This window comes from Gaiella sp., assembly GCF_039915195.1.
In the GTDB taxonomy this organism is placed as follows: domain Bacteria; phylum Actinomycetota; class Thermoleophilia; order Gaiellales; family Gaiellaceae; genus Gaiella.
The window spans coordinates 1-16146 of the sequence record NZ_JBDSNT010000060.1 but is presented as its reverse complement, the minus strand read 5'-3'; the positions used below and the strand labels follow the sequence as shown (position 1 = coordinate 16146).

General features: G+C 68.3%; 16 protein-coding genes and 1 riboswitch. Of the genes, 2 read left to right on the top strand and 14 right to left on the bottom strand.

The annotated features are described in order from the left end of the window. Position 1 precedes the first annotated feature (1 nt). Positions 2 to 898, top strand: coding sequence for a hydroxymethylglutaryl-CoA lyase (locus tag ABIR74_RS06115; RefSeq protein ID WP_348175945.1), 897 nt, complete (start codon positions 2 to 4; stop codon positions 896 to 898). 64 nt (positions 899 to 962) lie between these two features. Continuing rightward, on the top strand, positions 963 to 1487 hold the full coding sequence (locus ABIR74_RS06110) for an HNH endonuclease (protein ID WP_348175943.1): 525 nt from the start codon (positions 963 to 965) through the stop codon (positions 1485 to 1487). A 12-nt stretch (positions 1488 to 1499) separates the two neighbouring features. On the opposite strand, the gene ABIR74_RS06105 is transcribed toward ABIR74_RS06110, so the two are convergent. The 14 genes from ABIR74_RS06105 to ilvC all read right to left on the bottom strand — a co-directional run. Then, positions 1500 to 2360 (bottom strand): prephenate dehydratase domain-containing protein, encoded by an 861-nt coding sequence (locus ABIR74_RS06105; RefSeq protein WP_348175940.1) that lies wholly within the window; start codon positions 2358 to 2360, stop codon positions 1500 to 1502. A 148-nt stretch (positions 2361 to 2508) separates the two neighbouring features. Beyond that, positions 2509 to 3501, bottom strand: coding sequence for a 3-isopropylmalate dehydrogenase (gene leuB, locus ABIR74_RS06100; RefSeq protein ID WP_348175937.1), 993 nt, complete (start codon positions 3499 to 3501; stop codon positions 2509 to 2511). Beyond that, a complete protein-coding gene (leuD, locus tag ABIR74_RS06095; RefSeq protein WP_348175934.1) occupies positions 3498 to 4091 on the bottom strand; it encodes a 3-isopropylmalate dehydratase small subunit in 594 nt (197 codons plus the stop codon). The genes leuB and leuD overlap by 4 nt, the downstream gene beginning before the upstream one ends. Continuing rightward, the gene (leuC, locus tag ABIR74_RS06090) at positions 4088 to 5503 is read right to left on the bottom strand and encodes a 3-isopropylmalate dehydratase large subunit (RefSeq protein WP_348175932.1); all 1416 of its coding nucleotides are present in this window, start codon (positions 5501 to 5503) and stop codon (positions 4088 to 4090) included. Before leuC ends, leuD begins: the two co-directional genes overlap by 4 nt. A gap of 5 nt (positions 5504 to 5508) precedes the next feature. Next, positions 5509 to 6723, bottom strand: coding sequence for a threonine synthase (gene thrC, locus ABIR74_RS06085; protein WP_348175929.1), 1215 nt, complete (start codon positions 6721 to 6723; stop codon positions 5509 to 5511). Positions 6724 to 6747: 24 nt separating this feature from the next. Then, positions 6748 to 6841: riboswitch (SAM riboswitch) on the bottom strand. Between the two features lie 53 nt (positions 6842 to 6894). Beyond that, the gene (locus ABIR74_RS06080) at positions 6895 to 8505 is read right to left on the bottom strand and encodes an FAD-dependent oxidoreductase (RefSeq protein WP_348175927.1); all 1611 of its coding nucleotides are present in this window, start codon (positions 8503 to 8505) and stop codon (positions 6895 to 6897) included. Positions 8506 to 8525: 20 nt separating this feature from the next. Next, positions 8526 to 8936: a universal stress protein gene (locus ABIR74_RS06075; RefSeq protein ID WP_348175924.1), complete on the bottom strand. Its 411-nt coding sequence runs from the start codon at positions 8934 to 8936 to the stop codon at positions 8526 to 8528. Between the two features lie 211 nt (positions 8937 to 9147). Beyond that, positions 9148 to 9807 (bottom strand): peroxiredoxin, encoded by a 660-nt coding sequence (locus ABIR74_RS06070; RefSeq protein WP_348175923.1) that lies wholly within the window; start codon positions 9805 to 9807, stop codon positions 9148 to 9150. A gap of 117 nt (positions 9808 to 9924) precedes the next feature. Further along, positions 9925 to 11637: a dihydroxy-acid dehydratase gene (gene ilvD / locus ABIR74_RS06065; protein WP_348175921.1), complete on the bottom strand. Its 1713-nt coding sequence runs from the start codon at positions 11635 to 11637 to the stop codon at positions 9925 to 9927. Beyond that, positions 11634 to 12341 carry a rhodanese-like domain-containing protein gene (locus ABIR74_RS06060; RefSeq protein ID WP_348175919.1) on the bottom strand — a complete coding sequence of 236 codons (708 nt, stop codon included), beginning with the start codon at positions 12339 to 12341 and terminating at the stop codon, positions 11634 to 11636. Before ABIR74_RS06060 ends, ilvD begins: the two co-directional genes overlap by 4 nt. Then, positions 12338 to 13153, bottom strand: a complete 816-nt coding sequence (locus ABIR74_RS06055) for a homoserine kinase (RefSeq protein WP_348175918.1) — start codon at positions 13151 to 13153, stop codon at positions 12338 to 12340. Before ABIR74_RS06055 ends, ABIR74_RS06060 begins: the two co-directional genes overlap by 4 nt. Continuing rightward, positions 13150 to 14118 carry a threonine synthase gene (thrC, locus tag ABIR74_RS06050; RefSeq protein WP_348175916.1) on the bottom strand — a complete coding sequence of 323 codons (969 nt, stop codon included), beginning with the start codon at positions 14116 to 14118 and terminating at the stop codon, positions 13150 to 13152. Before thrC (ABIR74_RS06050) ends, ABIR74_RS06055 begins: the two co-directional genes overlap by 4 nt. After that, complete coding sequence (locus ABIR74_RS06045; protein WP_348175914.1) at positions 14115 to 15422, bottom strand: homoserine dehydrogenase; 1308 nt, start codon at positions 15420 to 15422, stop codon at positions 14115 to 14117. Before ABIR74_RS06045 ends, thrC (ABIR74_RS06050) begins: the two co-directional genes overlap by 4 nt. Before the next feature lie 127 nt (positions 15423 to 15549). Next, a partial coding sequence (ilvC, locus tag ABIR74_RS06040; protein WP_348175913.1) for a ketol-acid reductoisomerase occupies positions 15550 to 16146 on the bottom strand: 597 nt, incomplete at its 5' end.

Genomic DNA, 16146 nt, shown 5'->3' with positions numbered 1-16146 from the left:
CATGAGCGCCATCACACTCTGCGACGTCGGCCCGCGCGACGGGCTGCAGAATCGGCCCGAGATCCTCTCTCCGCACGTGCGCGCCGAGCTCGTCGAGAGGCTTGCAGCGACGGGGCTGCCTCGTATCGAGGCCGTCAGCTTTGTCAGTGCGTCCCGTGTTCCGCAGATGGCGGGTGCGGAGGAGGTGGTTGCGGGGATCACCCCGCGGGCGGGGGTCACGGTCGCCGGCCTCGTCCTGAATGAGCGGGGCTACGACAGACTTGTCGCCGCCGGCCTTCGGGAGGCGCACTTCTCGTTTTCGGTCAGCGAGAGCTTCAATCGACGCAATCAGGGCGCGGGCGTCGAGGAGTCCCTCGCCCTAGCGACGGCGGTCATCGGACGCGCGCGGGAGGCCGGCATCTCGTCGACGGTCACGTTGAGCACGGCGTTCGGTTGTCCCTTCGAGGGGCCGGTCGATCCCGGGCGCGTCCGGGAGATCGCAGCCCGGGTTGTCGCCGCCCAGCCGAACGAGCTCCTGCTCGGGGATACGATCGGGGTGGCCGTCCCCCGACAGGTCGAGGATCTCGTCGCGTCCGTCGCGGGGCTCGGACTCCCCGTCGGCGTGCATCTACACAACACGCGCAACACGGGGTATGCGAACGCCCTTGCGGCGATCGCGGCCGGTGCGACCCTCCTCGACGCGTCGCTCGGTGGTATCGGCGGCTGCCCGTTCGCTCCCCGTGCGACGGGCAACATCGCTACGGAGGACCTCGTCTACCTCCTCGACGGCGAGGGAATCGAGACTGGCGTCGACCTCGACGCGCTGATCGGCGTTGCGGTCTGGCTCGAGGGGATCCTCGGCGAGGAACTCGAGGGACAGGTGTATCGAGCGGGACGGTTCCCACCACCCCTCCTCTGACCGTCGGCCCCTGCCCGTCCGTTTCGGCCAGGAGCCTCATGCGCCGCTGGTAGGCTCGTGGTCCGTGCATCAGGTCCTCGTCCTGAACGCAAGCTACGAGCCGCTGAACGTGTGCTCCGATCGGCGCGCGCACGTCCTCGTGTGGAAAGGCAAGGCCGAAGTCGTCGAGCAGCACGCGCAGCCGCTCCGCTCCGCCGAGCAGTCGTTTGCCCGACCGCATGTGATCCGCCTCCTTCAGTACGTGCGCGTGCCTCGCGCCGTGAAACGAAGGATCTCGCGCCGTGCCCTCTTCGCGCGGGACGGATGGAAGTGCGTCTACTGCGGCACTGCGGCGGGACGGTTGACGCTCGACCACGTGATTCCCCGGTCGAAGGGCGGAGACTCGGTCTGGGAGAACGTCGTTACCGCATGTGCTCCGTGCAATCTCCGTAAGGGAGATCGGCTGCTCGAGGAGATCTCGATGACGCTGCCGCGGCAGCCGCGCGCGCCGGCACCCGTGCTCTTCATCCGTCTCGCAGCCCAGAGGGTGCCAGAGAGCTGGAGTCAGTACCTGCCGTCGCTCGAGCAGTTCGAGCACGCCGCGGCGTAGCCGCGGAACGCCTCAGACGGTTCGGGCTGCGCCGCCTCCTTCGTGATCGGCGCGGTACGAGCCGAAGACCCGGAACTGGGCGGTCAGATCGCGCATTTCCCTGAGCGTCGCCGAAATCTCCCGATCGAGGGGATGGCCGCCGAGCACGGCATCGAAGCGGTAGCTGAACGGACGCGACGGAATCGGTCGCGAGACCAGCAGGTTGAGATCGATGCCGTGCCGAGACAACGGCTCGAGGGCGTGGAAGAGGGCCCCCGGACGGTGATCGGTGGTGAACGAGAACGCGGTACGCCACTGCCCATCCCGGCGATCGAGCCGCGTATACGGCGCAACCGAGACGAACCGTGTGTAGGCCTCGGGATGGTCCCCGACGTTCCCGTCGATGATCGTCAACCCGTTGATCCGGGCCGCGCGGTCGCTCGCGATCGCGACGACCGCAGGATCGGCCAAGGTCGCGACGATCGAGGCGGCATCACCCGTCGTGGGTGCGGCGACGGCGATCGCGTTCGGCAGAGACGCCAGCAGTCGTCGGCACTGATCGAGCGCGACAGGATGGCTGTGGATCTCGCGAATGTCCGCCAGCTCGACGATTCCCGGCCCGACGAGGCAGTGATTGACCGGGATGATCGCCTCCGCGACGATCGAGAGCGGCGACTCGTACAGCAGGTCGTGCGTCTCGGCGACAGGCCCGACCAGCGAGCTTTCGATCGGGAGCACGCCGTAGGGAACGCGTCCCGACGCAACAGCGCCGATCACCTCCGCAAACGTGGGCAGTGGTACGAGACGGGCTGCGGGGAAGAGCCGATCGCACGCGGCTGCAGAGTGGGCGCCTTCGCGGCCGGGATACGCGACGGTGAGTTCTATGGAAGCCATGGTGGTTGGAGCGCCTTTCGCTGGAGATCGGTTCGCCGGGAGTGGGAGCTAGACGGCGCGAGGCAGGTCGAAGGCGCCGGCTAGCCCGTAAAGGCGAAGCCGAATGGCGCGCGGGGAAAGCGAGTGTTGGGCGCGCGGCGCATCGTCGTCACAGGGTACGGGCAGAATCGAGCGCGCGCAACACCGCGTCGCCGACCTCGCTCGTCGTGCTCGTTCCACCGAGATCGGGTGTCGGCGCGATCTGGAGTGCCGTATCGACAGCCGCCTCGAGCGCCGCTGCATCGGCTGCGCGTCCGAGACCGTGGTCGAGGAGCAGCGCCACGGATCGCAGCATCGCTGCCGGGTTCGCGATCCCGCGGCCGGCGATCTGCGGGGCCGATCCGTGCACCGGCTCGAAGAGCCCCGGGCCATCGTCTCCGAGCGACGCGGATGCGGCGAGGCCGAGACCACCGGTGACCGCAGCAGCGATGTCGGACAGAATGTCGCCGAACGTGTTCTCGGTAACGACCGTGTCGATGGTCTCCGGCGCCTGCACGATCGTCATGGCGAAGGAGTCGACGAGGGCGTGGTCGACGGCGACGTCGGGGTAGAGGGTCGACCCCATCTGCGTCACCACGTCCCGCCACAGTCGCGAGGTGTGCATGACGTTGACCTTGTCGACCGAGGTCAGGCGTCCCCCGCGCGCCCCGGCGATCTCGAAGCCGCGGCGCGCGATCCGTTCGACCTCGGGGCGTGAGTATTCGCAGGTGTCGAACCACGTCCCATCCTCGCGGATCCCTTTCTCGCCGAAGTAGAGACCACCGACGAGTTCCCTGACGATCATGATGTCGATCCCGGGCGCGCGCGCCGGCCGGAGGTTCGCATACACGCCGAGTTCCTTGCGCAGTCCGAGGAGGCCTTGCTCGGGACGCACGGGCTTGCCCTCGAGCTCGGGGAGGCCGACGGCAGCGAGAAGAACAGCATCGGCCCTGCGGCAGGCCGCGAGCGTGTCCTCCGGCAGCGGCGTTCCCTCCGCCAGGATTGCGTTGCCGCCGAAAGCGTGCTTCGAATACGCGATCCCGAATGCATCGAGCACACGCACCGCCTGCGCCGTGACCTCCGGCCCGATCCCATCCCCTGGCAACACCGCTACGTGACTCATCGAGCCTCCCGGGAGGTCTCGTAGGCGGTGATCTCGGCCTCGTGCGTGAGCGTCAGATCGATGTCGTCCAGGCCGTTCAGCAGCCGGTACCGGGTCGAGGCGTCGAAGGCGAAGGGGAACACCCGGCCTTCGGGCGTCGTCACGGTCAACGCCTCGAGGTCGACGGTGAGCTCGGAGCCGCGATCGAGATCGACCGACTCCATCAGCTCCTTCACCTGATCCTCGGGCAACTGGACGATGACCATCCCGACTTTGGCCGCGTTCGACCGAAAGATGTCACCGAACGAGGGGGCGATGACGACATCGAAGCCTGCATCCTGGAGCGCCCAGGCGGCATGCTCACGCGACGAGCCGCAGCCAAAGTTGCGGCCGGCAAGCAGAATGCGTGCCCCCGCGAACTGGGGCTGGTTGAGCGCGAAGCCCGATCGTTCGTTGCCGTCCTCGTCGAAGCGCCAGTCGAAGAACGCGTACTGCCCGTAACCCGTCCGCTCGATCCGCTTCAGGAACTGCTTCGGAATGATCTGATCGGTATCGACGTCGGGTCGATCCAGCACAGCCACGCGAGCGCTGACCTCGGAGATCGCCTTCACGACGCCACCGGCTCCGCTGCGAGGGCTCGCACATCGACGAAATGCCCGTGGAGCGCGGCTGCCGCTGCCATCTGTGGGCTCACGAGGTGCGTGCGTCCGCCTCTCCCCTGCCGGCCCTCGAAGTTCCGGTTCGACGTCGACGCGCACCGTTCTCCGGGAGCGAGCACGTCCGGATTCATACCGAGGCACATGGAGCAGCCTGCGAGGCGCCACTCGAAGCCCGCGTCGAGAAAGACCTGATCAAGCCCTTCACTCTCCGCCTGCCGCCGCACCTGAGCAGATCCAGGGACGACGAGCGCGGTCACGCGGGGGTCGACCGTCCCGCCACGAACGATCTCCGCCGCGGCCCGGAGGTCCTCGATGCGCGAGTTGGTGCACGAGCCGATGAAGACTCGGTCGACCGCGATCTCCTCGATCGGTTGGCCGGCGCGGAGGCCCATGTAGGTGAGGGCCCGCTCAGCAGCGTCCCGGTCGTCGCCGTCGGTGAACGACTTCGGGTCGGGCACGGTGCTCGTGACCGGGACAACCATGCCAGGATTCGTTCCCCATGTCACCTGCGGAGCCAGCTCGGTCACGTCGACGACGACGTGGGTGTCGTACGTCGCATCCGGGTCGGAGGCGAGTTGCCTCCATGCGGCGACGGCCCGCGACCAGTCATCGCCCTGCGGCGCATGCGGACGGCCCTCGAGGTACGCGAACGTCGTCTCGTCCGGAGCGATGAGCCCTGCCCTTGCACCCCACTCGATCGTCATGTTGCAGATCGTCATCCGCTGCTCCATCGAAAGCGCGCGGATCGACTCACCGGCGTACTCGACGACGTAGCCGACGCCGCCGTCGACCCCCACCTGTCCGATCGCCCCGAGGATCATGTCCTTCGCGGTCAGGCCCGGTGGAAGGTCACCCTGGAACTCGAGCAGCATGGTCTTCGGTCGCTGCTGGTTGAGCGTCTGCGTGGCGAGGACGTGCTCTACCTCGGACGTGCCGATGCCGAATGCGAGCGCGCCGAACGCGCCGTGCGTCGAGGTGTGGCTGTCTCCGCACACGATCGTCTTCCCGGGTTGCGTAAGACCGAGCTCGGGGCCGATGACGTGGACGATCCCCTCGCTCCCCGATCCGGTTCCGTGGAGCTCGACGCCGAACGCCTCACAGTTCGCCCGCAGCGCGTCGAGCTGTGCCTTGGCCATCGGGTCCGTCACCGGGCCAGGGAGGGTGGGGACGTTGTGATCCATCGTTGCGACCGTGAGGTCGGGGCGGCGGACACGTCGCCCCGCGAGGCGCAAGCCCTCGAACGCCTGCGGCGAGGTGACCTCGTGGACGAGGTGCAGGTCGATGTAGAGCAGCGTCGGCTCGCCCGTCTCGTCGCGAACGATGTGCAGGTCCCAGACCTTCTCGAACAGGCTCCGTCCTGTCACGACCACTAGGCGATCAATACTTCGTCGAGAAACGCATCTGCGTCGGCTTCGATCATGATGGGATCGTAGGTGTCGGAGACAGGCCCGGGCGTCTTCAACCCGTCGCCCGTGACGAGAAGGACGACCCGCGCGCGCGGCCCGATCTGTCCGGCGGCGACGGCGGCCTTCAGCGCGCCGAGCGTGACGCCGGTCGCGGTCTCGCCAAAGACTCCCGTCGTCGCGGCGAGGTGCGCCATGTTGGAGCCGATCTCGTCCTCGGCGACCGTGTGGATCGCGCCGCCCGTTGCGCGGGCGGTCGTGACCGCGAAGTCGCCGTCTGCGGGGTTTCCGATTGCGAGTGAGCGGGCGATGCTCGACGGGCGCACCGGTACCACGCGCGCGTTCTCCCGGAACGCCGTCGCAACGGGCTCGCAACCGGCCGCCTGACCTCCGAAGAGGGCCGGAGTGCCGTCGACGAGGCCGAGCGCGGAGAGCTCCGCGAACCCCTGGCCCACCTTGTGGAAGAGAGCTCCCGAAGCGATCGGGATCGCGACGGCGTCAGGGGTCTCCCATCCGAGCTGTTCCGCTATCTCGTAGGCGAGAGTCTTCGATCCCTCCGCGTAGTACGAGCGGAGGTTGACGTTGACGAACCCCCACGGCAGCTCGAACGACAGCTCGACCGAGAGGCGCGAGCAGTGGTCGTAGGTGCCGGCAACGGCATAGATGCGCGGCCCGTACACGGCGGCCGCAGCGAGTTTCTCCGGCTCGAGGTCGCTCGGGACGAAGACCGCCGCCTCCATGCCCTCGGCCGCAGCGCGTGCGGCGACCGCTCCGGCGAGGTTGCCGGTCGACGAGCACGAGAGCGTGTCGAGCCCGAGCTCCTGTGCCTTCCGCGCCGCGACTGCGACGACGCGATCCTTGAACGAGTGCGTCGGGTTCGCGGTGTCGAGCTTGAGCCATAGCTCCCCGAGTCCGAGCTCCTCGGCAAGTCGCGGAGCCGGCACGAGCGGTGTCATCCCCGGGGCCAGTCGTGCGACCTCGGGAGCAGCCACCGGGAGTAGGTCGGCGTACCGCCAGATCGACTGTGGACCGGCCTCGATCGAGGCGCGGCTGACCCGGGCGCGGAGTGCGTCCCAGTCGTAGGTCGGATCGAGCGGGCCGAAACAGCGGGAGCACGTGCCTGTCGCGTCGAGCGGATGCTCGGTCGCGCAGATGCGGCAGCAGAGAGAAACAGCGGGCATGGATTGGTACCTCCTGGTCGTCGCTCGACATCCGTCCGGGATTGGCACCGTCACCCGATCTGTGGGGCAGGTTGCCGAGGCGTCACAGGGCCGGTCCCTCAGCCTCTCTTGATGCGGAGCGGGACGGGTCCCGCGCCGACAGGAACTCTAGCGGACGAATCGATCTCGCAGCTACGAACCGGGCTGCACGACGTCGCGGAGTCCCAGGATTGCAATCGCGTTGCCGCGGTCGTCGACGATCGGGAGGTGATGGATGCTGTGCTCCGTCATCAGGGCGGCGGCGGTTTGCCTGCTCTGACCTGCCCGGATCGTGAATGGATGCGCAGTCATCCAGGCGCGGACGCGTCCCTCGCTCGGATGGATGCGGTGGGCGAAGGCCCCGAGTAGGTCGCGCGTCGTGATGATTCCGATGGCCTTCCCGTACTCGGCGACGACGGCCGATCCGGTATCGAGGTCGCAGAGGCGTGCCGCCACCTCCCCGAGAGTGTCCTCCGGGGCGACGAGGAGGAGGGGGCCTGTCGCCAGGTTGCCAACGGCGTCACCGGCGGCCGGCGCGTCATCGGCGGCCACCTCGGTGCGTCCCTGGAGCCCCGCATCGGGGTCGAGCTCGACGTGGACGGCAACGCCGTCCTCGGGCTCGGTCTCCTCCTCGTCCCGCGCGCCCGGTGCGCCGAGAGACAGGATGAGCGGGCCGAGGTAGTGGCCAGCGATCTTGGCCGGTGGCCACCAGAGCTCGTTCAGGCTGACGACGGGCGACTCGTCGTGGTGGGCGAGATCGTGGCGCATGAACAGCGGCTCCGATCCCGTCAGCAGCATCCCGCGGAGCACCGGTCGGAAGGACTGCGGTACGACGTCGGCCCCTGCAGCGCTCGCTATCTCCTGGGCGGCGACGTCGGCCTGCTGTGCTGCGATTCCTCCCTGTTTGACCGGGAAAGTCGTGATGTCTCCCGCAGCGTAGACCCCCGGAAGGCCCACCACGCGGCAGCTCCGATCGATCGGCACGAACCCGTGACGCGTCTGCGGCAACCCGGGTATCGATTGGCCGACGAGCCGTGGCATCGCGACGACGCGGTCGACGGCAATCGTCTCGCCCGAGGCAAGTGTCAGGACACGCTCGCGGTAGTGCAGCGCCCGAGCCCGCGTCCGGATCTCGATCCCACGGTGCTCGAGCAGCGCCGCCGTGGCCGAACTTGCATCCGCTCCGAACAGCTCGAGCGGCGCCTCCTCGGGTGTCGTGAGCACGATCGAGACATCCCGTCGGCCACGCGCCTCGAGCCACGCGGCGGTGAGCAGCGCGAGCTCGTAGGCCGGGAGGCCCCACACGGCACCCCCGGGAACGGAGAACGCGATGCTGTTGACGCGGCCCTTGTCCGCGTCGTCGAGCAGCTCCGACACGAGCTCCACATCGGACGGCCCCCGGAATGTGAGTGCTCCCTCGACGGCTGTGCGCGGCTGTGTGCCACAGGCGACGAGGAGTGCGTCGTACCGAAGGACGCCACCGTCGGCGGTGCGTATCTCGTGTGCGCCGGCGTCGACAGCTGTCACCGTCCCGAGGGTCAGCAGGGCACCTGCCGGTGAGAGGAGAGCGCCGAGGTCATAGCGTCGCAGCTCATCGGGGGAGAACGGCGCGGCGACGGAGAGCGGACGGTAGAAGAACTGCGGCTCGGGCGCCACGACCTCGACGCCGACCCGTGTCCCCGCGAGGGCGTCGAGCGCGAGCACCGCCTCGAGGGCGGCGACGCCGCCCCCGATGATGACCACGCGCAACTCTCGATCGCTCACGACGGTGTCGATGCGTGGCGCTATTGCACCGTGAGCACGTCGCAGTGCGCCTTGCGCTTGACCGTACCGCTGACGCTGAGACCGAGAATGCTCGAGATCAGGCTGTGCTGACGGGTACCGACGATGATCAGGTCGGCTGCGTGCCGCTCCGCCAGATCGACAATCGCGGTCGCCGGGTCGCCGACGGCCAGTTCGAACTGTCCCTCGAGGCCACGCTCGGCAAGGAACGTCCTCGCGTGTGCAAGCTCGTCGGCATGCAGTTCGGGCGAATCCACGGGATCGACACCACCCATCTCGCGCGAGCCGACGAGCACCGGCGCGACGCTCGTGACGATCACGCTGGAGCCGAATGCCTCGGCCAGATCTGCGGCGCGCGCAAGGGCGTTCTTCGAGGGCTCCGTTTCGTCAAATCCAACAACAATGGTCTTCATCTGTCTCCTCGCCGCGGGCGCCTACGCGGCCCGCTCTAGCTGACGGTTCCAGCATGAGGGCGCTCGACGAGAGGCGCATCGGGGACGTAACCGACCCCCCGTGCGGCCAACTACGGACTCACGTGTCGAGGGAAATGCGAACGTATCTCGGAGCTACGCGGGGCCGCCGGCGGGTCAGGTATATCCCACCGACGGCCCCGGCATGCGGCCGTCAGCTCGGCTGCTGCACGATCCTGATGTACGGCTTCGGCGACTCCCAGCCGTCGGGCCAGATCTCGCGTGCCTGATCGTCGGAGACGGATCCGGCGATGACGACATCCTCGCCGGGCTGCCAGTTGACCGGCGTCGAGACCTTGTGCTTCGCGGTCAGCTGGAGCGAGTCGATCACGCGAAGCACCTCGTCGAAGTTCCGGCCCGTCGTCATCGGGTAGACGAGGATCAGCTTGACCTTCTTGTCGGGGCCGATCACAAAGACATTCCGCACGGTCTGGTTGTCGGCTGCGGTGCGGTCAGCCGGGTCGCCCGACACGTCCGCACCGAGCATTCCGTAGAGCTGTGAGACGTTGAAGTCGACGTCGGCGATCATCGGGTAGTTGGGAGCGTAGCCTTGTGTCTCTTCGATGTCGGCCGACCAGGCCGCGTGCTTGTCGAGTGGGTCGACGGACAGCCCGATGATCTTGACGTTGCGGCTGTCGAAGTCGGGCTTGATCCTCGCCATGTAGCCGAGCTCGGTCGTGCAGATCGGCGTGAAGTCCTTCGGATGCGAAAACATCACCGCCCACGAATCACCGATCCAATCGTGAAAACGGATGCGCCCCTCCGTCGTCTCAGCCTCGAAATCGGGCGCGATATCACCGATATGCAACGTCATGTTCCCTCCCATCCGTCCGCGGCTGCCGAGCCCAGCCTAGTACCGGGACGCAAGCGCGAACAACTAATACTTTCGGAAGTATAGTATTGCGCACGGGTACGCGGCGACGAACGGCCTCTATTCCGTCTCGTACCGTGAGAGTGTCACTGCGCCGAGCGAGGCGGAGGCGACGAGCGTTGCGTAGTTCGCGAGCACGCCGCGGCGATAGCGCGGCTCGGGCTCGACCCAGTCGGCAAGGCGGTCGGCGATCTCGGCATCGGTCAACTCGACGTTGAGCTCGTGATTCTCCACGTCGACGACGACGATGTCACCCTCGCGTAGCGCTGCGATGGGGCCGCCGCGCGACGCCTCCGGTGCAACGTGGCCGACCATGAAGCCGTGCGTCGCACCCGAGAAGCGGCCGTCGGTGAGGAGCGCGACCGAGTCGGAGAGCCCCTCTCCGACAATCGCTCCCGTGACGTGCAGCATCTCTCGCATCCCGGGGCCGCCGTGTGGGCCTTCGTAGCGGATCACGACGACGTCGCCCGCGACGACGTTGCCGGCCTTGACCGCTGCGAACGTGTCCTCCTCCGAGTCGAAGACCCGCGCCGGACCGCGGTGGAGCGTCCGATCGTGTCCTGCGAGCTTCACCGCGCAGCCCTCGGGCGCAAGGTTGCCGTAGAGGATGGCGACACCGCCCCGCGTCTTCAGCGGCGTCCCGATCGGGACGACGACCGTCTGGCCCTCCGTCTCGACGGCTGCGTCGGCGATCTCGCCGAAGGTGCGGCCGTCTACGGTCCGCGCGCTCGCGTGCAGCAGACCGGCCTTCTTCAGCTCCCGCGCCACGAGCGCGACTCCGCCCGCGTTGTACATGTCGTTTGCATGCCAGCGGCCCCAGGGCTTCATGTCGGCGACGATCGGCGTCTTCGCCGAGATGCGCTCGAAGTCGTCGATCGTGAAGTCGATGCCGAAGTCACGTGCGATCGCGACGAGGTGCAGGACGCCGTTCGTCGAGCCCCCTGTCGCCGCGACCGACGCGACCGCGTTCTCGAACGACTCCTTCGTCACGAACGAGCGCGGCGTGACGTTGCCACGCACGGTCTGAACGGCGAGCTTGCCGATCTCGTAGGCCGCCTCCTCCTTCGCCACGTGCATCGCCGGGATGCCGTTCGCGCCGAGCGGCGAGAGCCCGAGGAAGTCGAGGATCGTCGACATCGTGTTCGCCGTGAACTGCCCGCCGCAGGCCCCCGCCCCCGGGCACGCCGCCGACTCGAGCTCGTGCAAGTCCGCGTCTGAGATCTTCCCTGCCGCATGCGCGCCGATGCCCTCGTAGACGTCCCCGATCGAGACCTCCCGCTGACGGTAGAGCCCGGGAGCGATCGACCCGGTGTAGAAGGCGATCGCGGGTATGTCGAGCCGACCGATCGCCATGGCGGTGCCGGGGTTCGTCTTGTCGCAGGCGCACAGCTGCACGAGGCCGTCGAAGAGGTGGCCGCGGCAGACGAGCTCGATCGAGTCCGCGATCACCTCGCGCGAGACGAGCGAGGCTCGCATGCCCGAGGTTCCCATCGAGACGCCGTCCGAAACTGCCACTGTGTTGAACTCCATCGGTGTGCCGCCCGCGTCGCGGATCCCGCGCTTTACATGCACGGCGAGATCGCGCTGGTTCAGGTTGCACGGCATCGTCTCGATCCACGTCGTGCCGACGCCGACGATCGGCTTCGCGAGATCCTCGTCGGTGAAGCCGGTGGCCTTCAGCATCGCGCGGGCACCAGCGCGGTCAGGGCCGTCGGTCAATGCTGCGCTATGGCGCTTAGCGGGGTCGGACGGGAGATCGTACGGCGTGCTCACGGCGTTCCTTTCTCGATGGGGTAGTTCTCACGGCGACACCACTCGCTGAACGAGCCAGGATAGAGACGGACATCCTCGCGGCCCGCAAGAACAATCTTCTGGACGACGACGCACGCCGTCACGCCCGAGCCGCAGTAGGCGATGAGCTCGGGCGCGCCGGCCACGTCGTCGGGTAAGGGATCTTCGAAGTACGCGTTGCGCGCACCCGGGATCCGGCCGGCGACGGGGTCGAGCGGCTCCTCGTCGCCGAGCCAGCGCGGTTCGCTGCGGGCGTCGAGGAGCGTGAGCAGGTCATCGTCGAGGCGCGCGAGGATCTCCTCGCCGGTGATCGTGTCATCGTCTCGAGGGCGCGCCTCGAAGTCGCCTCGCGCGGGTGCGGTCGGTGCGGTCACCAGAGGGCCGACGTAGCCCCGGAGATCGAATGTTCCAGCCCCGTCGTGGCCGAGGTGGCGGAGCAGCCACCAGCAGCGTGCAGCCCAGCCCGAGCCGTCATCGATGGCCAGGACATAGTCGAAGCGTCCGACGCCGACGCGCCTGAAGGCTTCCTCGAGCTGCTCTACAGACGGTAGAGGGTGCCGTCCCCCGGCTGCGGGGTTGGATCCGATTGCCGACAGGTCAAGCTCCGGATCGAGATGTGCAACGCCCGGGATATGGCCTTCCAGGAACGCGTCTCGGCGCCGCACGTCGATCAGCCGGACGCTCACGGGAGAGCGCCCCGCGGGGCCACATCCAGTTCGAGCACACGGTGGTCGGGGAAGAGATCCCGGATCGACGAGACACACCGTTCCGCATCCGAGACCCACGCGATCACCGTTGGGCCCGATCCGGAGAGCGTTGCTCCGAGGCATCCGGGCGGCGGACTCTGACGAACGACGTCCAGTACCTCGGACGGGCGGTACGGCTCGTGGAGCCAGTCGTCGAGCGCTGCCGCGAACAGCGCTGCGTCACCACTTGCCGCTCCGGCGCCGAGCAGCGCAGCACGTCCTGCGCTCGCGGCCGCCTCGGCATGCGGGACCGTCGCGGGTAGAGCTCCGCGGGACGTCTTGGTCGACGTTCTCGAGCTCGGGATGATGGCGATCGCGGTGAGCGGGAGCGTCTCTGCAATGCGCGCGATCTTTCCGTCCCACACGAGGGTCAGGCCGCCGAGGAGCGCCGCGCCCAGATTGTCGGCGTGTGGTTCGAGCGTCAGGCCGGCCGCGAGCAACTCTTCCGGAGTCGCGTCTGGTGCTGCCGCGACGAGTCCGAGAGCGATCGCAGCTGCCGACGAGCCGAGCCCGCGCTCGAGGGGGATTGCATTCCGGAACCGGAACTGCTTGCCGCTCGGATCGGCGAGGATCGCATACGCGCGTACCGCGAGATTGTCCTGATCGAGCGAGAGCTCGGACGAGCCCTCACCCTCGACGATCACGCCTGATCCGCTCGTTACCTCGAGCTCGTTCCAGAGATCGAGAGCGACCGCGGCCGTATCGAAGCCGGCGCCGATGTTCGCCGATGTGGCGGGGGCGCGGACGATCATGCGCGGGCTGCTGCGGCGATCGCGTCGGGATCTGCGTCGACCTGCGCAAGCGGCGGTGCGTAGCGGTCGGCGGCCTCGGTGTCCTTCAGGCCGTGGCCGGTGATCGTGAGAACGACCCGCTCGCCCTGCACTGCGCCGCGGCGGATCGCGGCGAGGCCGGCTGCCGACGACGGCTCGCAGAACAGACCCTCGGTTGTCGCGAGCTCGAGCCACGCGGCCACGATCTCGTCGTCGGAGACCGTGACAATGTTCGCTCCCGCGGCCTGCACGCTTGCCGCGTGTACCGGGTCACCGATCCGTATCGCCGAGGCGAGCGTCGTTGGCCGGTGCTCGGCCTCGACCGAGTAGATCGGAGTCGAGATCCCGAGCTCCCCGATCGCAATCGCGTAGGCAGACGTGTTACCGCCACCTCCGTACGGGATTACGAATGCGTCGGGCGCCGTGCCGAGTTCCTCGACGATCTCGTAGACGGCTGTCTTCTGACCCTCCCGGCGGTACGGGTTGATCGAGTTGACGAGCACGTGTGTTCCCCGGTGCGAGAGCTCCTGAGCCGCGGCAAGAGCCTCGTCGAAGTCGCCCCGGACCTCGAGCACCTTCGCGCCGAGCATCCGCGTCTGCGACACCTTGGCGCCTGCGACCGCGCCCTCGGGGGTGAGCACGACGGCGGGGATCCCGGCACGAGCGGCATAGGCTGCGGCCGACGCCGCCGTGTTTCCGGTCGAGGCGCAGATCACCGCTTCGGCGCCGTCCTCAGCCGCCTTCGAGACGGCCATGGTCATGCCCCGGTCCTTGTACGAGCCCGTCGGGTTCGACGCCTCCCACTTGAGCCAGATCTCCACGCCCAGGCGTTCAGAGAGACGGGGTGCGCTGAGCAACGGTGTGGACCCTTCGCCCAGCGAGATCACGGGCGTCGCCTCGCTCACCGGAAGGACAGCGCGGAAGCGATCGATCAGCGCGATCGTCATGCCCAGCCCAACCCGGCAACGCCGCGGCCCGAGATGACGGGCATCGCGGTCGACTCTCCGCGGGCCTCGGGCAGCGCCCGGATTGCGGCCAGGGCGGCGTCGACGCGTCCGGAGGGTGCCTCGTGCGTGACGACATGAAGGACGGCGCGCCCCTCGGCCTGCTGCTGCACGAGCTGCGCAACGGAGACACCCTCGGATGCGAGCTCCTGCGCGATGCGCGCCAGGACGCCCGCGCGATCCTCGACCTCGAGGCGGAGGTAGAACGGCGAGGCGAGCTCGCCGGGAGGCAGCCGCTCGAGCGTGCGCCAGACGGGGTCGTTCTGGAGAAATCCCGTCCCGGTCGTCCCGACGACGGAGACCATGTCGGCGACGACGGCGGACGCAGTCTCGATCCCACCGGCTCCCGGCCCCTCGAGCGTGATCTCGCGAATGGCGTCCCCGTGCAACATCACAGCATTGAACGCGCCCTCGACTGCGGCGAGGGGATGGTGACCGTCGACGAACGCCGGCCCGACCCGCACGTCGACGCGGTCGCCGACGAGCGTCGCCCGCCCGATCAGCTTGACGTGCATGTCGAGCGCCCGCGCAGCAACGACGTGGTCGAGCGTGACTCCCTCGATTCCCTCGACCTCGACCCAATCGAGCGGGACCCGAGAGCCGAAGGCGACGGTGGCGAGGATCGCCGTCTTGGCCGCAGCGTCGAGCCCACCGACGTCCTCGGTCGGATCGGCCTCTGCGAAGCCGAGCCGCTGTGCCTCCGCGAGGGCATCGGCGTACGAGCGGCCATCCTCCATCGCGGAGAGGATGAAGTTGGTCGTGCCGTTGACGATCCCGAGCACGCGGTGCACGTTCGTGACCACGAGCGACTCGCGCAGCACCTTGATCACGGGTATCGCAGCGCAGACGGACGCCTCGAATCGGAGCTGGACGCCACCAGCAGCGGCTGCCTCGAAGAGCTCGGTGCCGCGGCGCGCGACGAGCTGCTTGTTCGCGGTGACGACCGGGCGTCCCGACCGGAGCAGCTCGAGTACGTAGCCGCCCGCCGGGTCGACGCCGCACATCACCTCGGCCACGACCTGGATCGAGGGGTCGCCGAGGATATCGCCGATGTCGTCGGTGAGAACGCCAGGCGTCGGCGAGAACCCGCGGTCCTTGCTCGTGTCCTGGACGAGCGCGCGTGTGACCCGGAGGCGATGCCCGGTGGCGCGTTCGATCTCGTCGGCCGATTCCTCGAGCAGGCGATGGACTGCGGCACCAACCGTGCCGTACCCGAGGAGGGCTACCGGTACGTCAACGGAGACCACGTCTAGCGCCTGGCCACGGCACGGTGCGCCGGTTCGCCACTGAGGATGATCGGAGATCCGCTCGCTCGCGGGACGGGCATCCGCCCGTCCCCTACGGGTACGCGGTCGACGATGCGGGGGCTGCGCATCAGCGGTCTCCTGCGCGGTGCATCAGGCCGCGGAGCTCCTTACCGACGGTCTCGAGCTGCGACTGCGCCGCCTCGGCGCGCATCGCCTTGAGCCGGGCCTCGTTGTTGTCCATGTCCTCGACCCACTCCCGGGCAAAGGCGCCCGACTGGATGTCGGCCAGGATGCCCTTCATCTCCTCGCGCACGTGCTCGTCGATCACGCGCTTACCGCGCGTGTAGTCCCCAAACTCCGCCGTATCGGAGATCGAATAGCGCATGCCGGCGAGACCGTTTTCCCACATCAGGTCGACGATCAGCTTCAGCTCGTGCAGGCACTCGTAGTAGGCGATCTCAGGTGCATATCCGGCCTCGACGAGGGTCTCGAATCCGGCACGAACGAGCTCGGACGTGCCGCCGCAGAGGACGGCCTGCTCGCCGAAGAGATCGGTCTCGGTCTCCTCCTTGAACGTCGTCTCGAGGATGCCTGCGCGACCGGCGCCGATACCGATCGCGTAGGCGAGGGCGAGATCGCGCGCCCGACCCGATACGTCCTGCTGAATCGCGATGAGGGCGGGCGTGCCGTACCCCTCGGTGAAGAGGCGCCGGACGACGTGACC